Source organism: Paraglaciecola polaris LMG 21857 (assembly GCF_000315055.1).
GTDB classification, from domain to species: domain Bacteria; phylum Pseudomonadota; class Gammaproteobacteria; order Enterobacterales; family Alteromonadaceae; genus Paraglaciecola; species Paraglaciecola polaris.
In genome coordinates this window covers 44,538-61,500 of sequence record NZ_BAER01000115.1, presented here as the reverse complement: position 1 = coordinate 61,500, position 16,963 = coordinate 44,538, and the positions used below count along the sequence as shown (strand labels likewise).

The 16,963-nt window shown below is 44.3% G+C and carries 16 protein-coding genes; 8 read left to right on the top strand and 8 right to left on the bottom strand.

The genetic code is table 11. From position 1 onward, the window contains the following. The first annotated feature begins 8 nt into the window (after nt 1-8). From GPLA_RS18105 to GPLA_RS18090, 4 genes are all read left to right on the top strand, one after another. Nucleotides 9-572, top strand: a complete 564-nt coding sequence (locus GPLA_RS18105; protein WP_007106428.1) for a hypothetical protein — start codon at nt 9-11, stop codon at nt 570-572. A 151-nt stretch (nt 573-723) separates the two neighbouring features. After that, the gene (locus tag GPLA_RS18100; RefSeq protein WP_007106427.1) at nt 724-1,884 is read left to right on the top strand and encodes an iron-containing alcohol dehydrogenase; all 1,161 of its coding nucleotides are present in this window, start codon (nt 724-726) and stop codon (nt 1,882-1,884) included. A 132-nt stretch (nt 1,885-2,016) separates the two neighbouring features. After that, nucleotides 2,017-3,513, top strand: coding sequence for a CoA-acylating methylmalonate-semialdehyde dehydrogenase (locus GPLA_RS18095; RefSeq protein ID WP_007106426.1), 1,497 nt, complete (start codon nt 2,017-2,019; stop codon nt 3,511-3,513). Between the two features lie 331 nt (nt 3,514-3,844). Further along, the gene (locus GPLA_RS18090) at nt 3,845-4,414 is read left to right on the top strand and encodes a hypothetical protein (RefSeq protein ID WP_007106424.1); all 570 of its coding nucleotides are present in this window, start codon (nt 3,845-3,847) and stop codon (nt 4,412-4,414) included. A gap of 69 nt (nt 4,415-4,483) precedes the next feature. Here GPLA_RS18090 and GPLA_RS18085 read toward each other — a convergent pair whose 3' ends face one another. The 5 genes from GPLA_RS18085 to GPLA_RS18065 all read right to left on the bottom strand — a co-directional run bounded on the left by GPLA_RS18085 (nt 4,484) and on the right by GPLA_RS18065 (nt 8,607). Next, nucleotides 4,484-5,281, bottom strand: a complete 798-nt coding sequence (locus tag GPLA_RS18085; RefSeq protein ID WP_007106423.1) for a glycine betaine ABC transporter substrate-binding protein — start codon at nt 5,279-5,281, stop codon at nt 4,484-4,486. 78 nt (nt 5,282-5,359) lie between these two features. Beyond that, nucleotides 5,360-5,908, bottom strand: a complete 549-nt coding sequence (locus tag GPLA_RS18080) for a thioredoxin family protein (RefSeq protein ID WP_007106422.1) — start codon at nt 5,906-5,908, stop codon at nt 5,360-5,362. Between the two features lie 61 nt (nt 5,909-5,969). After that, a complete protein-coding gene (locus tag GPLA_RS18075) occupies nt 5,970-6,260 on the bottom strand; it encodes a putative quinol monooxygenase (protein WP_007106421.1) in 291 nt (96 codons plus the stop codon). Between the two features lie 105 nt (nt 6,261-6,365). Next, nucleotides 6,366-7,487: an L-dopachrome tautomerase-related protein gene (locus GPLA_RS18070; RefSeq protein ID WP_007106420.1), complete on the bottom strand. Its 1,122-nt coding sequence runs from the start codon at nt 7,485-7,487 to the stop codon at nt 6,366-6,368. A 94-nt stretch (nt 7,488-7,581) separates the two neighbouring features. Then, complete coding sequence (locus GPLA_RS18065; RefSeq protein ID WP_007106419.1) at nt 7,582-8,607, bottom strand: zinc-binding alcohol dehydrogenase family protein; 1,026 nt, start codon at nt 8,605-8,607, stop codon at nt 7,582-7,584. A 120-nt stretch (nt 8,608-8,727) separates the two neighbouring features. On the opposite strand from GPLA_RS18065, the gene GPLA_RS18060 reads away from it, so the two are divergent. From GPLA_RS18060 to GPLA_RS18050, 3 genes are all read left to right on the top strand, one after another. Next, nucleotides 8,728-9,663: a LysR family transcriptional regulator gene (locus tag GPLA_RS18060; RefSeq protein WP_007106418.1), complete on the top strand. Its 936-nt coding sequence runs from the start codon at nt 8,728-8,730 to the stop codon at nt 9,661-9,663. Between the two features lie 200 nt (nt 9,664-9,863). Next, nucleotides 9,864-11,009, top strand: coding sequence for a patatin-like phospholipase family protein (locus tag GPLA_RS18055; RefSeq protein WP_007106417.1), 1,146 nt, complete (start codon nt 9,864-9,866; stop codon nt 11,007-11,009). Between the two features lie 603 nt (nt 11,010-11,612). After that, on the top strand, nt 11,613-12,119 hold the full coding sequence (locus GPLA_RS18050) for an EF-hand domain-containing protein (protein WP_007106415.1): 507 nt from the start codon (nt 11,613-11,615) through the stop codon (nt 12,117-12,119). A 133-nt stretch (nt 12,120-12,252) separates the two neighbouring features. On the opposite strand, the gene GPLA_RS18045 is transcribed toward GPLA_RS18050, so the two are convergent. Next, nucleotides 12,253-13,662 carry an FAD-binding oxidoreductase gene (locus tag GPLA_RS18045; protein ID WP_007106414.1) on the bottom strand — a complete coding sequence of 470 codons (1,410 nt, stop codon included), beginning with the start codon at nt 13,660-13,662 and terminating at the stop codon, nt 12,253-12,255. 436 nt (nt 13,663-14,098) lie between these two features. Between GPLA_RS18045 and GPLA_RS18040 the strand changes: the two genes are divergently transcribed. Then, nucleotides 14,099-15,064, top strand: coding sequence for an AraC family transcriptional regulator (locus GPLA_RS18040; protein WP_007106413.1), 966 nt, complete (start codon nt 14,099-14,101; stop codon nt 15,062-15,064). A 117-nt stretch (nt 15,065-15,181) separates the two neighbouring features. Here the strand turns inward: GPLA_RS18040 and GPLA_RS18035 are convergent, their stop codons facing one another. Then, nucleotides 15,182-16,081 carry a fructose bisphosphate aldolase gene (locus tag GPLA_RS18035; RefSeq protein WP_007106412.1) on the bottom strand — a complete coding sequence of 300 codons (900 nt, stop codon included), beginning with the start codon at nt 16,079-16,081 and terminating at the stop codon, nt 15,182-15,184. Nucleotides 16,082-16,267: 186 nt separating this feature from the next. Next, on the bottom strand, nt 16,268-16,948 hold the full coding sequence (gene mtgA, locus GPLA_RS18030; protein ID WP_007106411.1) for a monofunctional biosynthetic peptidoglycan transglycosylase: 681 nt from the start codon (nt 16,946-16,948) through the stop codon (nt 16,268-16,270). Between the last annotated feature and the right edge of the window lie 15 nt (nt 16,949-16,963).

The following is a 16,963-nucleotide window of genomic DNA, read 5'->3' as shown; positions in this document are numbered from 1 at the left end:
AATCAAACATGAAATCTATCTTATGCGTGTTACTCCTCTGCTGCAGTGTCATATTTGCAGCTCAGGCCCAAGAAACCAATGAAGCAGCATTAAAAACATGGGATAAAATTTATCATGTGTTCTCCCACCCTCGCTGCGCCAATTGCCATGTCCCGGACGATAATCTGCCGCGCTGGTCTGGTCCTAGTTATGCTAAAACCTCGGTGCACGGCATGAATATCACAGGCGGACAAAGCCGGATCGGAGTTGAAACAATTATGTGCAGTACCTGTCATGCACAAAGTAACGCTGACGAACCCCATGGCCCTCCGGGTGCACCGATATGGATGTTAGCCCCAGTTGACATGCTTTGGTGGCAGCAAAGCTCAAGCCAGATTTGCCAACAAATTAAAGATCCTAACCGTAACGGCGGACGTACCCTCGATGAAGTGGCACATCATATTTTAGAAGATGAGTTAGTGCATTGGGGTTGGGCACCTGGCATAGGCCGCGAACCTGCGCCTTATTCAGCGGAAGAAACTGCCGACTTTGTTACCTTATGGGCAAAAGCGGGCGCACCTTGCCCGCAATAAATATTGATAACTCCAGAACAGGAAACCAATACGGCTGAACTAACAAACCTTGGCCAACGAGTGGTGAATAACCCAAGACAATAGGGTGTTATTTATCCCAGATAACAGTCCAATTTGACTGGTTATAAAACACATTTTTTTAGGAGAAGATATGTCTACGCAAATTATTCTTCCACGCATGCTGCAAGTGGGCGAAAACGCGATACTGGCGACACCTAACGTGCTAGCCAGTCTTGGTTGCAGCCGACCGTTAATCATCACAGACAAAATGATGGTGCAACTGGGTTACGCTAAAAAAGTTCAAGATGTATTAGCTGACCAAGATATGCAGGCGGATATTTTTGACGACACAGTCCCTGAGCCCACAGTGGGTTCCATTCAAGCCGGTGTCAAAAGGGTTCAAGAGTCAAACTATGACAGTATTATTGCGCTAGGTGGCGGCAGCCCCATCGACAGCGCAAAAGCCATCAGTATTTTAGGTAAGTTTGGCGGCCAGATGCGCGACTATAAGTTCCCTCGGGTGGTGAGCGAAGCAGGTTTGCCTATTATTGCCATTCCTACCACCGCAGGTACGGGCTCTGAAGTCACCAGAGTCACTATTATTACGGATGAAACAACGGATGAAAAAATGCTCTGCATGGGCATTGGTTTTATGCCTATTGCCGCCTTGGTCGATTATAACCTGACCTTGTCAGTTCCTGCGCGTACGACCGCAGACACAGGAATCGATGCCCTCACTCACGCAATGGAAGCATACGTCAGTAAAAAAGCCAGCCTGTACAGCGATACTCAAGCATTGCAGTCAATGCGCTTGATTGCCCCAAACTTGCGCCGTGTTTACCACAACGGTGCTGATAAAGAAGCTCGTGAGGCCATGATGCTCGGTTCGACGCTTGCGGGCATAGCCTTCTCAAATGCATCGGTTGCTTTGGTACACGGTATGAGCCGCCCTATTGGTGCGGCGTTCCATGTTCCCCACGGACTTTCAAATGCAATGTTGTTGCCCACCGTGACGGCATACTCCATCCCGGGTGCCCCCAAACGTTACGCTGACTGCGCCCGCGCTATGGGTATTGCCACGCAACAAGACAGTGATGAGGGTGCAAACGCTAAACTCATAGCAGAATTAGTCGCACTAAACGAAGAGCTGAACGTGCCAACACCAGAACAATTCGGTATTGATCGAGCGCATTTTATGGGTTTGTTAACCACTATGGCTGAGCAAGCACTGGCGTCGGGGTCACCGAGTAATAATCCTCGGGTACCAAGTGCTGAGGATGTCATTGTACTTTATAAAAAACTTTGGCCGTAACATGCTTTACCGCTGACAAATGAGGCGGTTTACCTTTATGCCCTTGGCCTTATGGGCTAGCACTATTTAATTTAATCTTTTAGGGTGAACAACAGATTCGCCCCTTTATGTACTGATTTAAGGACACAAAAAATGACCACAGTGGGACAGCTTATTAATGGCGAAATTACAGTTGAAGGGACGCGCCAACAGGCGATATACAACCCATCTACCGGTGAAATTAGCAAGCAAGTCGACTTAGCGTCGAAAAAGACAGTTGAAGAAGCCATTGCTGTGGCACAAGCGGCTTTTCCAGCTTGGCGGAATACCCCGGCGATTAAGCGCGCCCGGGTCATGTTTAAGTTTAAAGCATTACTTGAAGAACACGCCGAAACTATTTGCACCTTGATTGGTGAAGAGCATGGCAAAATATCCCATGATGCCGCTGGCGAACTTCAACGGGGTATCGAGAACGTCGAGTATGCATGCGGCGCACCAGAACTATTGAAGGGTGAGCACAGCAAAAATGTCGGCCCGAACATTGATTCATGGAGTGAGTTTCAACCCTTAGGAGTAGTGGCCGGTATTACCCCGTTTAACTTCCCCGCTATGGTGCCGTTGTGGATGTACCCAATGGCACTGGTCTGTGGTAATTGCTTTATTCTAAAGCCATCGGAACGCGACCCAAGTGCAACCTTGTTCATTGCCCAATTACTCAAAGAAGCGGGTTTACCCGATGGAGTCATGAGCGTGATAAACGGTGATAAAGAAGCGGTCGATACCTTATTAAATGATGAACGTATTAAAGCCATTAGTTTTGTTGGCTCCACCCCCATTGCCGAATATATTTACGCGACGGCCAATGGTAACGGCAAGCGCTGCCAAGCTCTAGGTGGCGCGAAAAACCACGCCATCGTGATGCCTGACGCCGACATGGACAACGCGGTTAACCAGTTATTGGGAGCCGCATTTGGTTCATCGGGCGAGCGCTGCATGGCGCTTTCGGTCGCAGTCGCAGTGGGCGATGTGGCTGGTGATGCTTTGATTGGTAAGATGCAAGCCGCCATGCAAAGCCTAAACGTGGGCCCTCACTTTGATGCCAATAATGATTTTGGCCCGGTTATCACCCAGGCACATCAGCAAAAAGTGATTGCTTATATCGACAGCGCAGAGCAACAAGGCGCTAAGATAGTCGTTGATGGTCGTCATGCTAAAGTGCTTGGTTTCGAAAATGGATTCTTTGTGGGCGCAACATTAATCGATGACGTCAGCCCTGATATGGTCAGTTATAAAGAGGAGATATTCGGTCCCGTGTTGCAAGTTGTGCGCGTACAAACGATGCAACAAGCAATGGATCTTATCGATGCCCATGAATACGGTAACGGTACCTGTATTTTCACCCGTGATGGCGAAGCAGCACGTTATTTTTCAGATAATATTCAGGTCGGGATGGTCGGCATAAACGTGCCCTTGCCTGTGCCGGTGGCTTATCACAGCTTTGGTGGCTGGAAACGTTCATTGTTCGGTGATTTACACGCCTATGGGCCAGACGCAGTACGTTTTTACACTAAGCGTAAAACGATCACCCAGCGCTGGCCTTCGGCAGGTGTCAGAGAAGGCGCTGAATTTTCTATGCCGACCATGAAATAGACCAAGACGAGCACCATTTAATGAACGCCCTTTAGTGGGCACTTATTGCCATAACCGCTTATTTTGCTCGTTATGGCTTTTTATTGCCTCAAATAAGACCACGTTTCTGGGTAAATCATCGCATGGCCCTCTCAACGACTCGCCATTCGATGAAAGTAATCGCAACTAGGTTTACGCCCTAGCCTGTTGATGAGTATCATAAATTAGCGCGATGAAGGGCTGCGAAATAAAGTGGTTATGATAACCTTACCAATGCAATATTTTGCATCCTCAAATATCCGAGGGAATGCTGATTTTATCCGGTAAAAAAACAGAGTAAAAAGGTAAGTACATGAAAGTTATATTAGCGATTATTATTTTGCTCAGCATTGGGGCCCTTGCCTGGTTTACCAATCAACCGAGCGATGACAACGTCACCACCGAGCAAACTGAGTTACCCGTTATCACTCGTCAAGACATTCTCACCGCCAGCGACTTGGTCGAAGGGGTAAAACTAGCACTGCAACAACACGATGAAAAAGCCATAGATGAATGGCTAGACAAAGCTATCGACTTAGCTAAAGAAGCCGAAATGTCGCAACAAGACATTAATTATATACAATCAGATATGGCCAAAGATTATGTGATATTTCAAGCCAACCGCAGCTTATTTAATGATGCAGTGGAACAGGCCTATTATGACTTACTGGGCATAGACGAAATAAAAGCAGATTACCCTGAAGCCGAAGATTTATTTGCCAGTGCGGATAAACTGATCGCCCAACGAGATAACATCATCGAGCAAATCGCCACTGAATTAGCTGACGGCGAGACACTTAAAGACGAAGATCGCAAAGCCGCTCGACAACAATGGTTAACGCGTTTTGCACACAAAGAAATAAAACAAAGTCCAGCGCAATAGTTCCGAAGCCGCAAAACAAAAATCACAATATGAGTACTTAAATGCGCATTAAGTACTCATATAAAGTTGCTACAGAAAATTGTGCTCCCGTAGCCATAATTTGGTGACGAGGTCCAGCGCTTTACCTTCGCGACACACCTGATAATCAAGCTCAGCGACTATGCTATTTGAGAAGTGCAACGCATCTAAACGTGCTAGTTGCTCGGAGGTAAATAACGCCTTTTTATCGTTGCGTACCAGCAATACGGCACGGTCAACCGAACCTAACAAGCCTTTTGGTTCTACAAGTTCCCGCACGGTATATTTATGGTGTAAAAATTGGGGCTTCCATAAAGGTACAACCACCCATTGTTTATTGGCGACGGCTCGCTCAAACGTTTCAAAGCACTCTTGTTCAGTACCTGGAAAAAAGTGGTAACCCGCTTCTGACAATTTATATTCTTTCATCATCTGAATAGAAAAGCGTGTAATACCGGCGCCCGCGTTAATGCCTTGTATATCGCGTCTCATCTTGGCGATAACGTCAGGCTTGCGTAAGTCGCTGATCTCGCTCACTGCTTCTTTTGGTATATAACTCGGTACTCCCCACAATGCATACGGCGCATAATGAAGGCCGAGTTCAGTCACTGCAATTTGCTTCTCGACTTGTGCTTTGTATATACCATGGCTAGATGGTAACCAAGCTGAGCTAAGTAAATCAGCCTTACCCTGACGCAAGTGAGAAAAATTCTCTTCATGGGGGGCATATACCCGTTGTACATTGAAGTCCATGTCTTGCAAAACATGTGTAACCAGTGAAGCGGTAACACGGTGAAAGGATAAATCCGTTACCCCCAGCGTGATGTTTTTTGTTGCTCGAGACGACATAGATAAACCCCTTATTTGCTGGTTGCCATTTATGCTTAGGTACCAGTAGGCACGTATATTAACGGATAAGCGCTGTTATTAATCCCGCCACTTAATCGAACAGCCCATACTCGGTGTTTGTTCTTTTGGCCCTTGGCCTGTTTCAGCGATTAAGCGCATAGCATTGACCAGCTCAGGTACACGATTATGCGCATCACCCATGCGAGCATCGTCTAATCGACCTCTGTAGTGCAATTCTCCCTTAGTATTAAACCCAAAGAAATCCGGAGTACAGACCGCGCCATAAAGCTTGCCCACAAATTGGTCTTCGTCCACCAAATAAGGAAATTCGAAGCCATGTTTTAGTGCGAAACGCTGCATATTAACCGGCGAATCCGCGTCTAGGTAACGGTAATCGTTGGACATAATAGCCAAAACATTAATCCCCTCATCCATTAACGTTTTGGTGTCAGCCGCGAGTCGTTCAGCGATACGCTGCACATAGGGACAATGATTACATATAAAGGCAATCAACAAGCCTTTACCACCTAACTGTTCACTCAGGGTGAACGTCTCACCCTCTGGTGTTTTCAAGCTAAAATCTGGCGCTTGATAGCCAAAGTCACATATTGGGGTATCGAGTAACATACGATCCTCTACCTTATAATTTGATCCCTGGGTGACTTTTTAGGTCCGATTGATGAGCAAGCTAAGCAATATGAGACATTTCATTTAAGGTCCAGGATTCAATTGCACCATCAACTGCAGTGCCATACGCTGCCATGTAATCAGCATTCATGTGATGCTGCCATAACTCGCGGCTTTGCCAGTTTTCAAAAAACATGAAATGCGCTGGGTTTTCGTTGTCTTGATGCAAGTTATATTCAAGACAACCTTCTTCGACGCGAGTTAAATCAATCAACTTTAACAACTCGGTTTTCACCAAATCAACTTTGTCTGCTTTGGCAACTATGTTGGCTAATATAGTGAGTTTACTCATGGTATATGCCTTAATTTTTAATAACGATTAATAATAAATCTGCTGGTTCAACAATCTGTTTGAACCACCATTAACATGCATAGTGCAGCTAACCAATCAACAGACTTAGTTAGTCAGTTTCATGCGTAATATACGGTATGGCTTCGTCCCTTGTGCTTCCCCTTCATTAAGCGGAGCAGTCAGGTGCAATTGGTTTTGCGTGACATACAGCCAACCGTGGTCGATTGCAAAACCGTCAGGCCAAGATAATAAAGCTTTGTCTTTGGCAATGGTCTTAAAACCATTTTTTGTGACAATTCCTACTGCGGAGTTTTCAACATCTCCAGCGTAAACGGTACCATCTTTATCAATGGTGATGCCATCTGACGGACGCTTTTCACCATACAGCTCAATCTGTGCAGCAAGGGCGTTATCATCGTTGCTTTCATTAGCTAATTGCGCAGCAGGCATACGAAATAGCTCACTGCCATTCACTGTGCCGAAGTACACCCATTCATACTGATAATCGATTGCGATGGGGTTTAATCCAAGATAAATAGGTTCTTTACTGCCGTCTTCACGTTTTGCGCCCAATACTGAACCGTTTATTACCACGGTATGCTTAGGCGGCATCAATTTAGGATGTGCCTGTAGCACCCGACGCGACGCACCGCTCTGTAAGTCGACCACCACAAATGCTGATTTAATCTCGCCAAACAAATTACCCAGTGTCGTGTCCGCAATATAAATTTGCTCACGTTTTTCATCGATAGCAAAGTCCTGTAAGAAAGAGTTATCAACCGTGGCGCTTTTATCAATGGGAATGATTTTATGCAGCCTATTATTTACGCTATCCCAACCGACAAGTTTTGCTTGGCTTGTCGCACTGCCCATATCTAAAATCCACACGATACCGCCTGTGCTGGTGTGCACACCAATCACGGCAGCGAAACCCACGTCACCTTTATCGGGGCCATCTGCCCAGTCAAGGGTTGGGAAAGGTTGTAACTCACCGTTGGCCATCACTTCAACCACACGTAACTCAGGCACATCAAGTGGTTGTTGAGATAAAATCATTCGCCCATTTGGCGTAATCGTTAAATTACCCGGCCGGGTGTTGGTCATTTCAGCAACTACTTCAATGTTGTCTGTTGCGGCATGTGCTTGGCTAAAAATGAAGGTGCATGCTATTGCGGCTGAAATCGCAACCATAGTGTTAACTTTATTCAAGATATTAGATGTTTTCATGGGGCATCCTAAGTCGTTAAAAGTGAGTGCTAACGTCGAATTTTTGCCGCTTTGCACTCAAGTCATTTAAAGTATGATGGTCACATTAGACAGCTTAGAAGCCTTCTAAAACGATCTTGCCAATGGCGCGACCAGTTTCTAACGCTTCATGGGCAGCGCGTAAGTTTTGCGCATTTATCGCTCCCATATGCTGACCTACTGTGGTTTGAATGTAATCTAGGTCGATAAGCTCAGCGACACGGTTAAGTAATACGCTTTGCTCTTGCATATCAGCGGCTTTAAACATTGAACGGGCAAACATAAATTCCCAGTGCAAGGACAAGCTTTTCATTTTCAATTTAGTGATATCAAGTGCTTCTGGGTCATCGATCATGGCGATTTTGCCAAACGGTGCGAGCAAATCGGTATAGGCTTCAAAGTACGCATCTGTGCTGTTCAAGCTAGCAACGTGTGTTACATCACCAATATTCAATGCGTCAATTTGCGCTTTAAGTGGCTTGCTATGGTCGATGACATAATCAGCACCTAGCTTTTTAACCCAAGCATTTGAGCTTTCACGTGAAGCAGTACCTATTACGGTAGCGCCTGTCACAGCTTTGGCTATTTGCACTAGAATCGAGCCAACGCCACCAGCAGCACCAACTACCAAGATGATTTCATCTGACTTTTCTTTTGCTTCAGGTGATGTTTGCTTGATGGCTAAATGTTCAAACAACATTTCCCATGCGGTAATCGCTGTTAATGGCAATGCAGCGGCTTCTGCATCAGATAAACTTTTAGGTTTAAACCCGACGATGCGCTCATCAACTAACTGATATTCAGCGTTAGCGCCTTGGCGCGTAATATCCCCAGCGTAATAAACGATATCACCTGGCACAAATTGACTGGTTAATTCGCCCGTAGCGACAACTTCACCGACTGCGTCCCAACCGATGACTTTACTTTCCCCCGCTGCTGGCGGCATATTTAAGCGTACTTTATAGTCTGCAGGGTTGACTGCGATGGCTTTTACTTTGATCAGTAAATCATGGCCCGTGGCAATAGGTTGAGTAAGTGTTAAATCAATCAATGATTCTGGGTTGCTGATGGGTAGTGACTGGGTATAACCGATGGCTTTCATAATAATGTCCTTGTTTAAGTAAATTTGGGTCTGCAAAGTTGATGGATAGATAATAGACTTTGATTTACTCACCATAAACAGCATAATGATTGAAACATTATACAAAAAATAATAGACAATATGTTATTAGAAGATCTCTACTTGGTATTAAAAGTCGCTGAGTTTCGCAGTATAACGGCCGCTGCCGAGAGTTTAGATATGCGAACCGCCACAGCCAGCGCAGCAATCAAACGGGTTGAAGCAAGTCTTGGGGTTGATTTGTTTATTCGTACGACTCGGCACTTACGCTTATCCAGTGCTGGGGAGCGTTACCTTCCCCACTGCCAACAAGCCCTACAAACGCTAGCGTTGGCCAAACAAAATGTTAAAGGCGACTTGGATATTATCGATGGGGAGCTACGCATCGGTTTATCGTCTGATCTTGGGCGCAATTTAGTGCTGCCCTGGTTAAGTGAATTAATGGAAAACTACCCTGAGATCAGCTTACGCGCCAATATAAGCGACAGTAACATCGACTTTTATCGTGACTCAGTCGATTTAGCCCTGCGTTACGGCTCTCCCAGTGACGCCAGTATGTACGGCTTCAAAATTTGTAATGTACCGCGAATATTGTGTGCTACCCAAGCGTATTTAGATGAGTACGGTGTGCCTGAGCACCCCCACGATTTAGCCTCACATAACGGGCTGTTTTATCAGCTCAAAGACATTATCAAAGATGTATGGGTGTTTTCAGATACCAAGGGCGAATATAAAATTAAAATGAATGGCAGGCATGCCTCTAACGACGGTGATTTGGTTCGCCGTTGGTGCATCGACAGTAAAGGACTCGCGGTGAAATCCTGTTTAGATATGTCGACCGAGTTGCTCACGGATCAAGTGGTACCGGTAATGGGCAACTATACTCCTACCCCAACCGAGCTGTGGCTAATATTCCCTAGCAGACAATCGATTACCCCAGCTGCACGTTTGCTGCGTGATACGCTCAAGCAAAAATGCCACGATATTCTAACCATGATGGTCAAAAAGAAAATTTTACCGCCCAGTGTGTTTGATTAGTTTATAAAAATCACCTGCACGCTCGGCTTGGCGCTTTGGGTGAACAGCTTGTTAAAATCTATTTAATAAATTAACATTTGGGAAGTTAAACGTTTTTATCAATCAAGGCGATTCAATCTATCAATTATCCCCGAGCATGCTTCATCCTTACACTACCTTCAATGACACAATAATCCGTAAATTGAACAAGAAGGTTCACTATGAAATCCCTAGCCACGTTTCCAGCCATTACTTCAAACAATGCAGCTCAGCCCAAGCTTGCTCTGATTGCAGAAGGCGGCGGTCAGCGAGGGATATTCACTGCAGGCGTACTCGACGCATGGTTAGAGGAAGGTTACGACCCCTTCGATATGTTTATTGGCACGTCGGCTGGTTCGCAAAACCTAACCAGCTATTTAGCGCGGCAAAAAGGCTACGCCAAACGACTTATTCGCGGTTTGTCTCGTCAAAAACGCTTTTTTCGATTAGGTCGCGGTTTGATGGGCAAACACATAGTGGACTTAGATTGGTACTTCGACAAAACCACCGAAGCGAATCGCGCCATAGATTTTGCAACTGCCAAGCAATCACTGGGCGAGCGCGAACTGCTGATCACTGCGACCAATTCACGAGACCGCGCCCCGTATTTTTTAAGCCCAACAGGTGACAGTCACCAATGGCGCGAGTTGTTAAAAGCGTCCAGCGCACTGCCTTTTTTGTACAAACAAGGGGTGAAATTAACACCTTGGTTAAATGCACAAGCGGCCAATGAACCCGATGCTCCAGACGAAAAAAGCCAAGAATTGAATGTACAGCCACAAGCAGACTTCTATCTTGATGGCGGCTTAGCCGCGCCTTTGCCCGTGCGTGAAGCCTACAATCGCGGGGCACGTAAAATTGTGGTCATCCGTACGGTGGATGCTCACTTTCAAGCACAATCCGCTTGGGTACACAAACTCAGATCATTAGTTTGTGTATCTGGCTATTGCCCCAAAACCATTGATTATTTAGTGCAGCACGAGCAAGCGTACCAAGACGAGTTAGCGTTTATTGCCAATCCACCGGCAGATGTCGAAATAGTGCAAATTTTTGCCGATGAAAAACTGCAAAGTAAGTTACTGGGCAGCACAGACAGCGACCTTAGACACGACCACAAAGCCGGTGTTGCTGCTGGCAAAATGTATCTGCAACAACAAAGCGCACTTGAGAATAACGAGCTAAATGAAATAGACCAAGCAGACGTCACCACTTCTGCCAAGAGCGAGTATAGATATGCCGAAAGCGAATATAGAGAAGCCGAGTATCACCTAGGCGCTAAGCAGATTGCGGCACAACAATCAGCAACTGACCAGCGTTTATCAGCTTAACCTGGGCTAATTTATATTTAATCGCTGGACTCGTCTGATTATTAGGTTTATCCAGCATAAGTAGTGAGTTCAATTTTAAAGGATATAGAATTATTAGTTGATAACTCACTAGCCACTATGTGCCTTATCTGTGGTTTAAGCCGTTGATCGTATTCGTTTGAAGATTATATAAACCTGCTTATTAAAATCGTCCTGAATGTTTGCTCTTGCCTTACAAAATTAGAGCGGCGAACACAGCATGGCTTGCCAGAGTAATTAGGCGAAACCATTATACTCATTTTTTTTGAAGCTGAGGCATAACAGACCATCCATGATGGTTTGCATACCCTAAAGCTCAGAACAAAACTGCCTTTGTGCTACTTTTTACTATGGGTAACATGCCAAATATTGCCTCATGGACCTCCTGAAACTGGCAAAACGTTGCCACAATCCACCCAAAATCGGTTGCAAAAAGCGTCATTAATTAGCCGCCTTGTGGGTAAAAAAATTTATTATATAAATATCAAAGACTTATTTACCTTTACGACACTTTTACGAAATCTTTACATTAATTGGACTTATTCATGCTTCGGTATAAGTGATTTCAACCAATAGGAGCAAGCAATGAGTATAATGTCTATCGGTGGAGGCGTTGATCCGTCTGCCCGTAAACAGGAACAATCACAACAGCAATTTGATATTGCCGATACCAATCAAGATGGAACGGTTAGTGCGACTGAATTTATGGAAGCACTAACCACCCAAGGTGTACAAAGCACTAAGTCTGCAGATATGTTCAGTAAAATGGACGGCAATGGTGATGGCAACGTATCCCAAGAAGAGCACAATAAAGCGATTCAGCAACGCGAGCATAAAATGGAGCAAATAATGGCTCGTATGGACGGGGGATCCGGTTTATATGGGGAGTCAGATGCCAGCAAAGAGTCTCAGTTTGATTCATTTAAAACCATGTTATCTTCTATCGCTAATGATACTAATGATCACGAAACAGCTACTCAATTAAATGCTCTGTTAGCGGAATTGAAAAACGACGGTTATTCAAAAGACGGTGCTCAACGTTCAGTTGAATTGATGAATAAAGTCGCCCCACCGATCAATACCTCCGCATAAACACAGGGAGTTGTTCGCAGATACCATTATCTCTGATAAACACTACCCCAATTATCAGGACATCCATGACAACAACTGAATTCACATGGTTGTCCTGATAATTGATGGATGCCCTGATAATTTAAGGTAAATCCTAAGGCGCTATATTTTGGTTGATTCTAAAGAGGTTACTAGGGTCAAATTGTTGTTTGATGCTTTTAAGTCGAGCATAGTTAGATCCATAAGCCTCACCGACACTATTTTCATCGCCTTGTGGGATAAAATTCACGTAAATACTGCCCATTGACTGCGGGGTTAACTTTGTATGTAATTTTCGAGCCCAATTTAAACAGGTTTCGTCGTCTTCTGGTGATTGCCAGCGGGTATGCACGTTCATCGTAAAGTGTGCATCACGATTTAACCAAGGCGTTTCATGAGGCGCTATTTTTGTCATTGCACCGCCCACGTGGGCAATAAAAATTTCACACTCGTCGCTGGGTAAAGTGTGTATCGCGTTTTCGATTTCTGTGGCAGTTTTTGCATTAATCTGCGCCAAATCAAGACTTTTCCAATAATTCCTAGCCCCTTCTGTTAATAAGGGATCAAATGCAGATTGCCAATCAACAAAAGGCATTGGCCCCACTACATCGGCTATCGGTTGCCCTATCTGTCTAAGCTCTTGTGTTACCTTATGACCTTCGTCAGTGTTACCGATATAACACATAGCAAGTACCAGTACTTCTTTACCGTGCCACTGTTCAGGTAAAAATGGTAGCGGTGGGGCTTTACGCATGACCACCCAACAACTTAGCTCTTGGGGTGCGTTATCGATTGCAACTTGATATTTTTGCAAAACGTTTTTCATATCACTAAAGGGATGCACCACCATACCGGCGAATACTTCGGGGCCTGCTTGGTGTAAATTAAATTCAAATTCGGTCACTATGCCAAAGTTACCGCCCCCTCCACATATTGCCCAGAATAAATCTGCATGTTGATTGGCGTTCACTTCAAGTAATTCGCCGGTTGCAATAATCAGCTTAGCTGAACGCAAACAATCAATCGTTAAACCAAATTTTCGGGTTGTCCAACCAAAACCGCCGCCCAACGTTAGGCCCGCTATACCGGTAGTTGAATTAATCCCGGTTGGCACGACCAGACCATGTTCTTGAGTGGCTTTATCGACATCAGCTAAGGTGGCTCCTGGTCCGACTTTAACGGTTTTTTGTCGCTCATTAACTTTGACTGCTTTCATGAAATGAAAATCGATAACCAATCCCCCATCAACTAAAGCCTTGCCGGCAATATTATGCCCGCCGGATTTTACAGCCAATAAGAGCCCATGATTGCGCGCAAAGTTTACCGACTTAATGACGTCTTGCTCGTCTTTAACGCGAACTATCAAACCCGGATAACTATTTATCATGCCATTCCATAGGCTACGCGCTTCATTGTAATTGTCTGTGTCAGGCGCAATAATCTCCCCTGAAATTGAGTTGATAATATCGCTTTTCTTTATTTCTACAGCGCTTCCATCCATTTTTTGAAAACCCAGTGTATTCATAACTTCTTGCTCCTATCGATAAGTACTTAACGTCATTGTTTTGACTTAATGAGAGAACTAAACCAGCCAGACAAATGATAAAGACACGTCATCGCTTTCCCTCGGTAACATCCGTTAAAACGGATCATTTTTGTGCTATCAGAAATACACCAATGTTGCAGCGATTTACTTTATGACTCTAGTTAAGCAACATGTTGATGATTGGTACTCGGTTAAGCCTCAGACCAATCAATAAAATGTATGAATTATTGTGGGTTATGAAGACCGTTTAGTTTAGCGCCAAACGTCCTTATTTGATGTTCGATCGTCCATTTTTTAGGCTATGCTAATGAAGTTATCGTGCTTTTGTATTCCACGCAGGCCTGAAAAATAAGCTCACTCGGGTTTGAACCAGCGGAACTTGTCTTTTGTATCAATGAAAAGGAGGAAACCTGATATGGATATATTGTCAGAAGTACTCGATACCATACATATAAAAGGTGCGCTGTATTTTGAGGTGCAGGCAGCTCACCCATGGGTATTGGTGAATCCCGCCATGAACTTAATTGGTTCATTTATGTTACCCGAACTTGAACACGTTATTCCGTTTCATATCATGTTAGAAGGTCAAGGCTGGGCTAAATCTGATGACAACCTGATACCGCCATTAAAGCTTGAATCTGGTGATGTGGTGATGTTCCCTATGGGATCCAGTCACTCGTTAACATCAGACATTAACAATTGGCAAGGTATTGCAGCCGATACCAGCTTCTATCAACAAACAGCCGCCAAAAAAAAGCCATTCACCGCAGTAAAGCTAGGTCAAGATGGTCTGCGAGCCAAACTTGTTTGTGGCTATATTGGCTTTAATGCCAAGCCTTTGAATCCAATGTTAAAGACGTTGCCAAAAATATTAGTCGTTAAAGAGCATGTCAGTAATGAAGGGTTAATGAAGCAATTGCTACTTTCCACTTTAAATGAAATGGGCAAATCCAATGAAGGCGCTCGAAATATTGTCACAAAATTAACCGAGTTAATTTTCACCCAAGCCTTAAGACAGCATATGGAAAACCACACAAGCCTTAATGATCACAGTTGGCTTACCGCAATACGAGATGATCACATAGGCAAAGCTTTGACCTTGATTCATCAAGAGCCTTTTAAAAAATGGAGCCTAGCATTGTTGGCAAATGAATGTGGCATGTCACGCTCCTCGTTCACTGAGCGATTTAACCATTATGTTGGACACCCCCCCATGAAATATATTAATTGCTGGAAGATGCAATTAGCCTCAAAGTTATTATCTGATGGTATGAGCATTGTGCGTGTTGCTGAACATATTGGTTACAGCTCTGAGTCAGCTTTTCAAAAAGCCTTTAAACGTTATGTGGGGCAAACCGCTGGCGAATGGCGGGCAACATAAGATCTCATAAGGTTACGGTCATCCCATGAGCAAATGACGGGGTAAACTGATAATGAATGATTTGTTCAAACTCAAACCTATTTTATTGGTTGTTTTCGTATAGGCTCCCCATCGATTTTATTGATTAGACGCTTGATAAATACTATCTATCGATTCATTGATGGTTGACTCAAATTCATCATGAGACATGAGATCGAAAAGTTCTTCAGAAAAAGCCCTAGAGAAACTCGCCACCATATCCGTATTTTCGGATAATAAACGGTTCGCTTTTTCACGGCTATAGCCACCAGACAAAGCAACCACCTTCAAGACTCTAGGGTGAGCAATTAACTTATTGTAAAAACCTGTAATATTGGGCAGCGACAATTTCAAGATCACCTGTTGTGAATCGGGTATCGCATCTAATTGTAACAACAGCTCTTCACGTAGTATTAATTCTGCCGCACCTTTTTCAGGACTATGAATATCAATCTCGGGCTCAATAATGGGCACCAGGCCTTTGGCTAATATTCGTGCACCAATGGCAAACTGTTGTGCAACAATAATATGAATACCACTACAATTTGCCAATCTTATGAATGAACGCATTTTACTGCCAAATATATTTTTGCCGACCGCTTTGTCTAGTAAATCATTTAAGCCACCAATTGGTCTCATCAATTGCACACCGTTATGCTCGGCTTCTAGGCCTATATCAACCTTCAAAAATGGCACAATTTTTTTCGTTTGCCATAGATAATCTGGTGAAGCAAGGCCTTCTATTTCCCTGTCTAGGGTATTTTCAAACAAAATTGCGCCTAAAATTCTATCGCCAGAAAAGGCCTCGCTAGTCATAATGCGAGTATTCATTTTATGCACTTTTGTATACATTTCTTCTTCACCAGAATATTGGCGTTCTGAAATGCCATATAATCGTAACGCGTGTTGTATGCTGCCACTGCTTTGATCCAATGCGGCAATAAATCCTTTTTCAGTGTTTATTTTTTTTAACATCTCTAAGTGAACTTGTGATGACATTGACCATTTCCTTTTAGGAGTAATAGTAGATACAAAAATGAACTTTGAATGCAGCCTTTTAACATCTCAACCTGTTACCGTCCGCTATTTTGTACTTTAAAAACAAGGCCGATTTTGTCTAAGTATAGCCACGAACCGATGGGGCAGAGTCGATGAAATTTCAAGCGCTCTTGCCCCAGAGCTAATTTAATTATCAAGGATAGGATTTAGATAGCCTGTACCAAGCTGTTGCATTTGCTGTTCAACCCAGACCACTCTCTGGCGAAGGTAAGGGGTTAAATTGTGAGGATCTCGTGTACGAGGGCTTGGCAGTAACACAGCAAGCCGCGCGCCTTCCTCAGGGGTTAGATGGCGAGCTGATTTTTGAAAATAATGCTGGCAAGCTGCTTCGACGCCGTAAATCCCTTTACCGAATTCAGCCACGTTTAAATAGACCTCTAAGATACGTTTTTTCCCCCAAATCACTTCAAGGCTTACCGCTAAACCTGCTTCGAGACCTTTGCGCACAAAACTTCGCCCCGGCCATAGAAAGAGGTTTTTCGCAGTTTGTTGCGTGATGGTGCTGGCACCACGAAGGCCGTCGTCATATTGGTACTGGTTAAGGGCTTTACTGATAGCGGTAAAATCGAGACCAAAGTGCTCTGGAAAGCGTTGATCTTCCGAGGCAACCACTGCCATGGCCATTTGTGCCGGCAGCTTATCGATGCTTATCCAGTGCTGAGTGACAGGATAAGAGCTTTGCAGCATAAATGACGTGGTAGATAGCGGCACAAATCGTAGCAATAGTAAGAATAGGGTCAGAAATAGCAAAAACCGCCATGTGACAAACCATATCCAACCGAAAATACCTCGTTTACGCTTTGCCATGCACATCTCTTTTTA

Coding starts and splice junctions, on each gene's coding strand:
- GPLA_RS18105 (WP_007106428.1), top strand. CDS start 9: ATGAAATCTATCTTATGCGTGTTACTCCTCTGCTGCAGTGTCATATTT.
- GPLA_RS18100 (WP_007106427.1), top strand. CDS start 724: ATGTCTACGCAAATTATTCTTCCACGCATGCTGCAAGTGGGCGAAAAC.
- GPLA_RS18095 (WP_007106426.1), top strand. CDS start 2,017: ATGACCACAGTGGGACAGCTTATTAATGGCGAAATTACAGTTGAAGGG.
- GPLA_RS18090 (WP_007106424.1), top strand. CDS start 3,845: ATGAAAGTTATATTAGCGATTATTATTTTGCTCAGCATTGGGGCCCTT.
- GPLA_RS18085 (WP_007106423.1), bottom strand. CDS start 5,281: ATGTCGTCTCGAGCAACAAAAAACATCACGCTGGGGGTAACGGATTTA.
- GPLA_RS18080 (WP_007106422.1), bottom strand. CDS start 5,908: ATGTTACTCGATACCCCAATATGTGACTTTGGCTATCAAGCGCCAGAT.
- GPLA_RS18075 (WP_007106421.1), bottom strand. CDS start 6,260: ATGAGTAAACTCACTATATTAGCCAACATAGTTGCCAAAGCAGACAAA.
- GPLA_RS18070 (WP_007106420.1), bottom strand. CDS start 7,487: ATGAAAACATCTAATATCTTGAATAAAGTTAACACTATGGTTGCGATT.
- GPLA_RS18065 (WP_007106419.1), bottom strand. CDS start 8,607: ATGAAAGCCATCGGTTATACCCAGTCACTACCCATCAGCAACCCAGAA.
- GPLA_RS18060 (WP_007106418.1), top strand. CDS start 8,728: ATGTTATTAGAAGATCTCTACTTGGTATTAAAAGTCGCTGAGTTTCGC.
- GPLA_RS18055 (WP_007106417.1), top strand. CDS start 9,864: ATGAAATCCCTAGCCACGTTTCCAGCCATTACTTCAAACAATGCAGCT.
- GPLA_RS18050 (WP_007106415.1), top strand. CDS start 11,613: ATGAGTATAATGTCTATCGGTGGAGGCGTTGATCCGTCTGCCCGTAAA.
- GPLA_RS18045 (WP_007106414.1), bottom strand. CDS start 13,662: ATGAATACACTGGGTTTTCAAAAAATGGATGGAAGCGCTGTAGAAATA.
- GPLA_RS18040 (WP_007106413.1), top strand. CDS start 14,099: ATGGATATATTGTCAGAAGTACTCGATACCATACATATAAAAGGTGCG.
- GPLA_RS18035 (WP_007106412.1), bottom strand. CDS start 16,081: ATGTCATCACAAGTTCACTTAGAGATGTTAAAAAAAATAAACACTGAA.
- mtgA (WP_007106411.1), bottom strand. CDS start 16,948: ATGGCAAAGCGTAAACGAGGTATTTTCGGTTGGATATGGTTTGTCACA.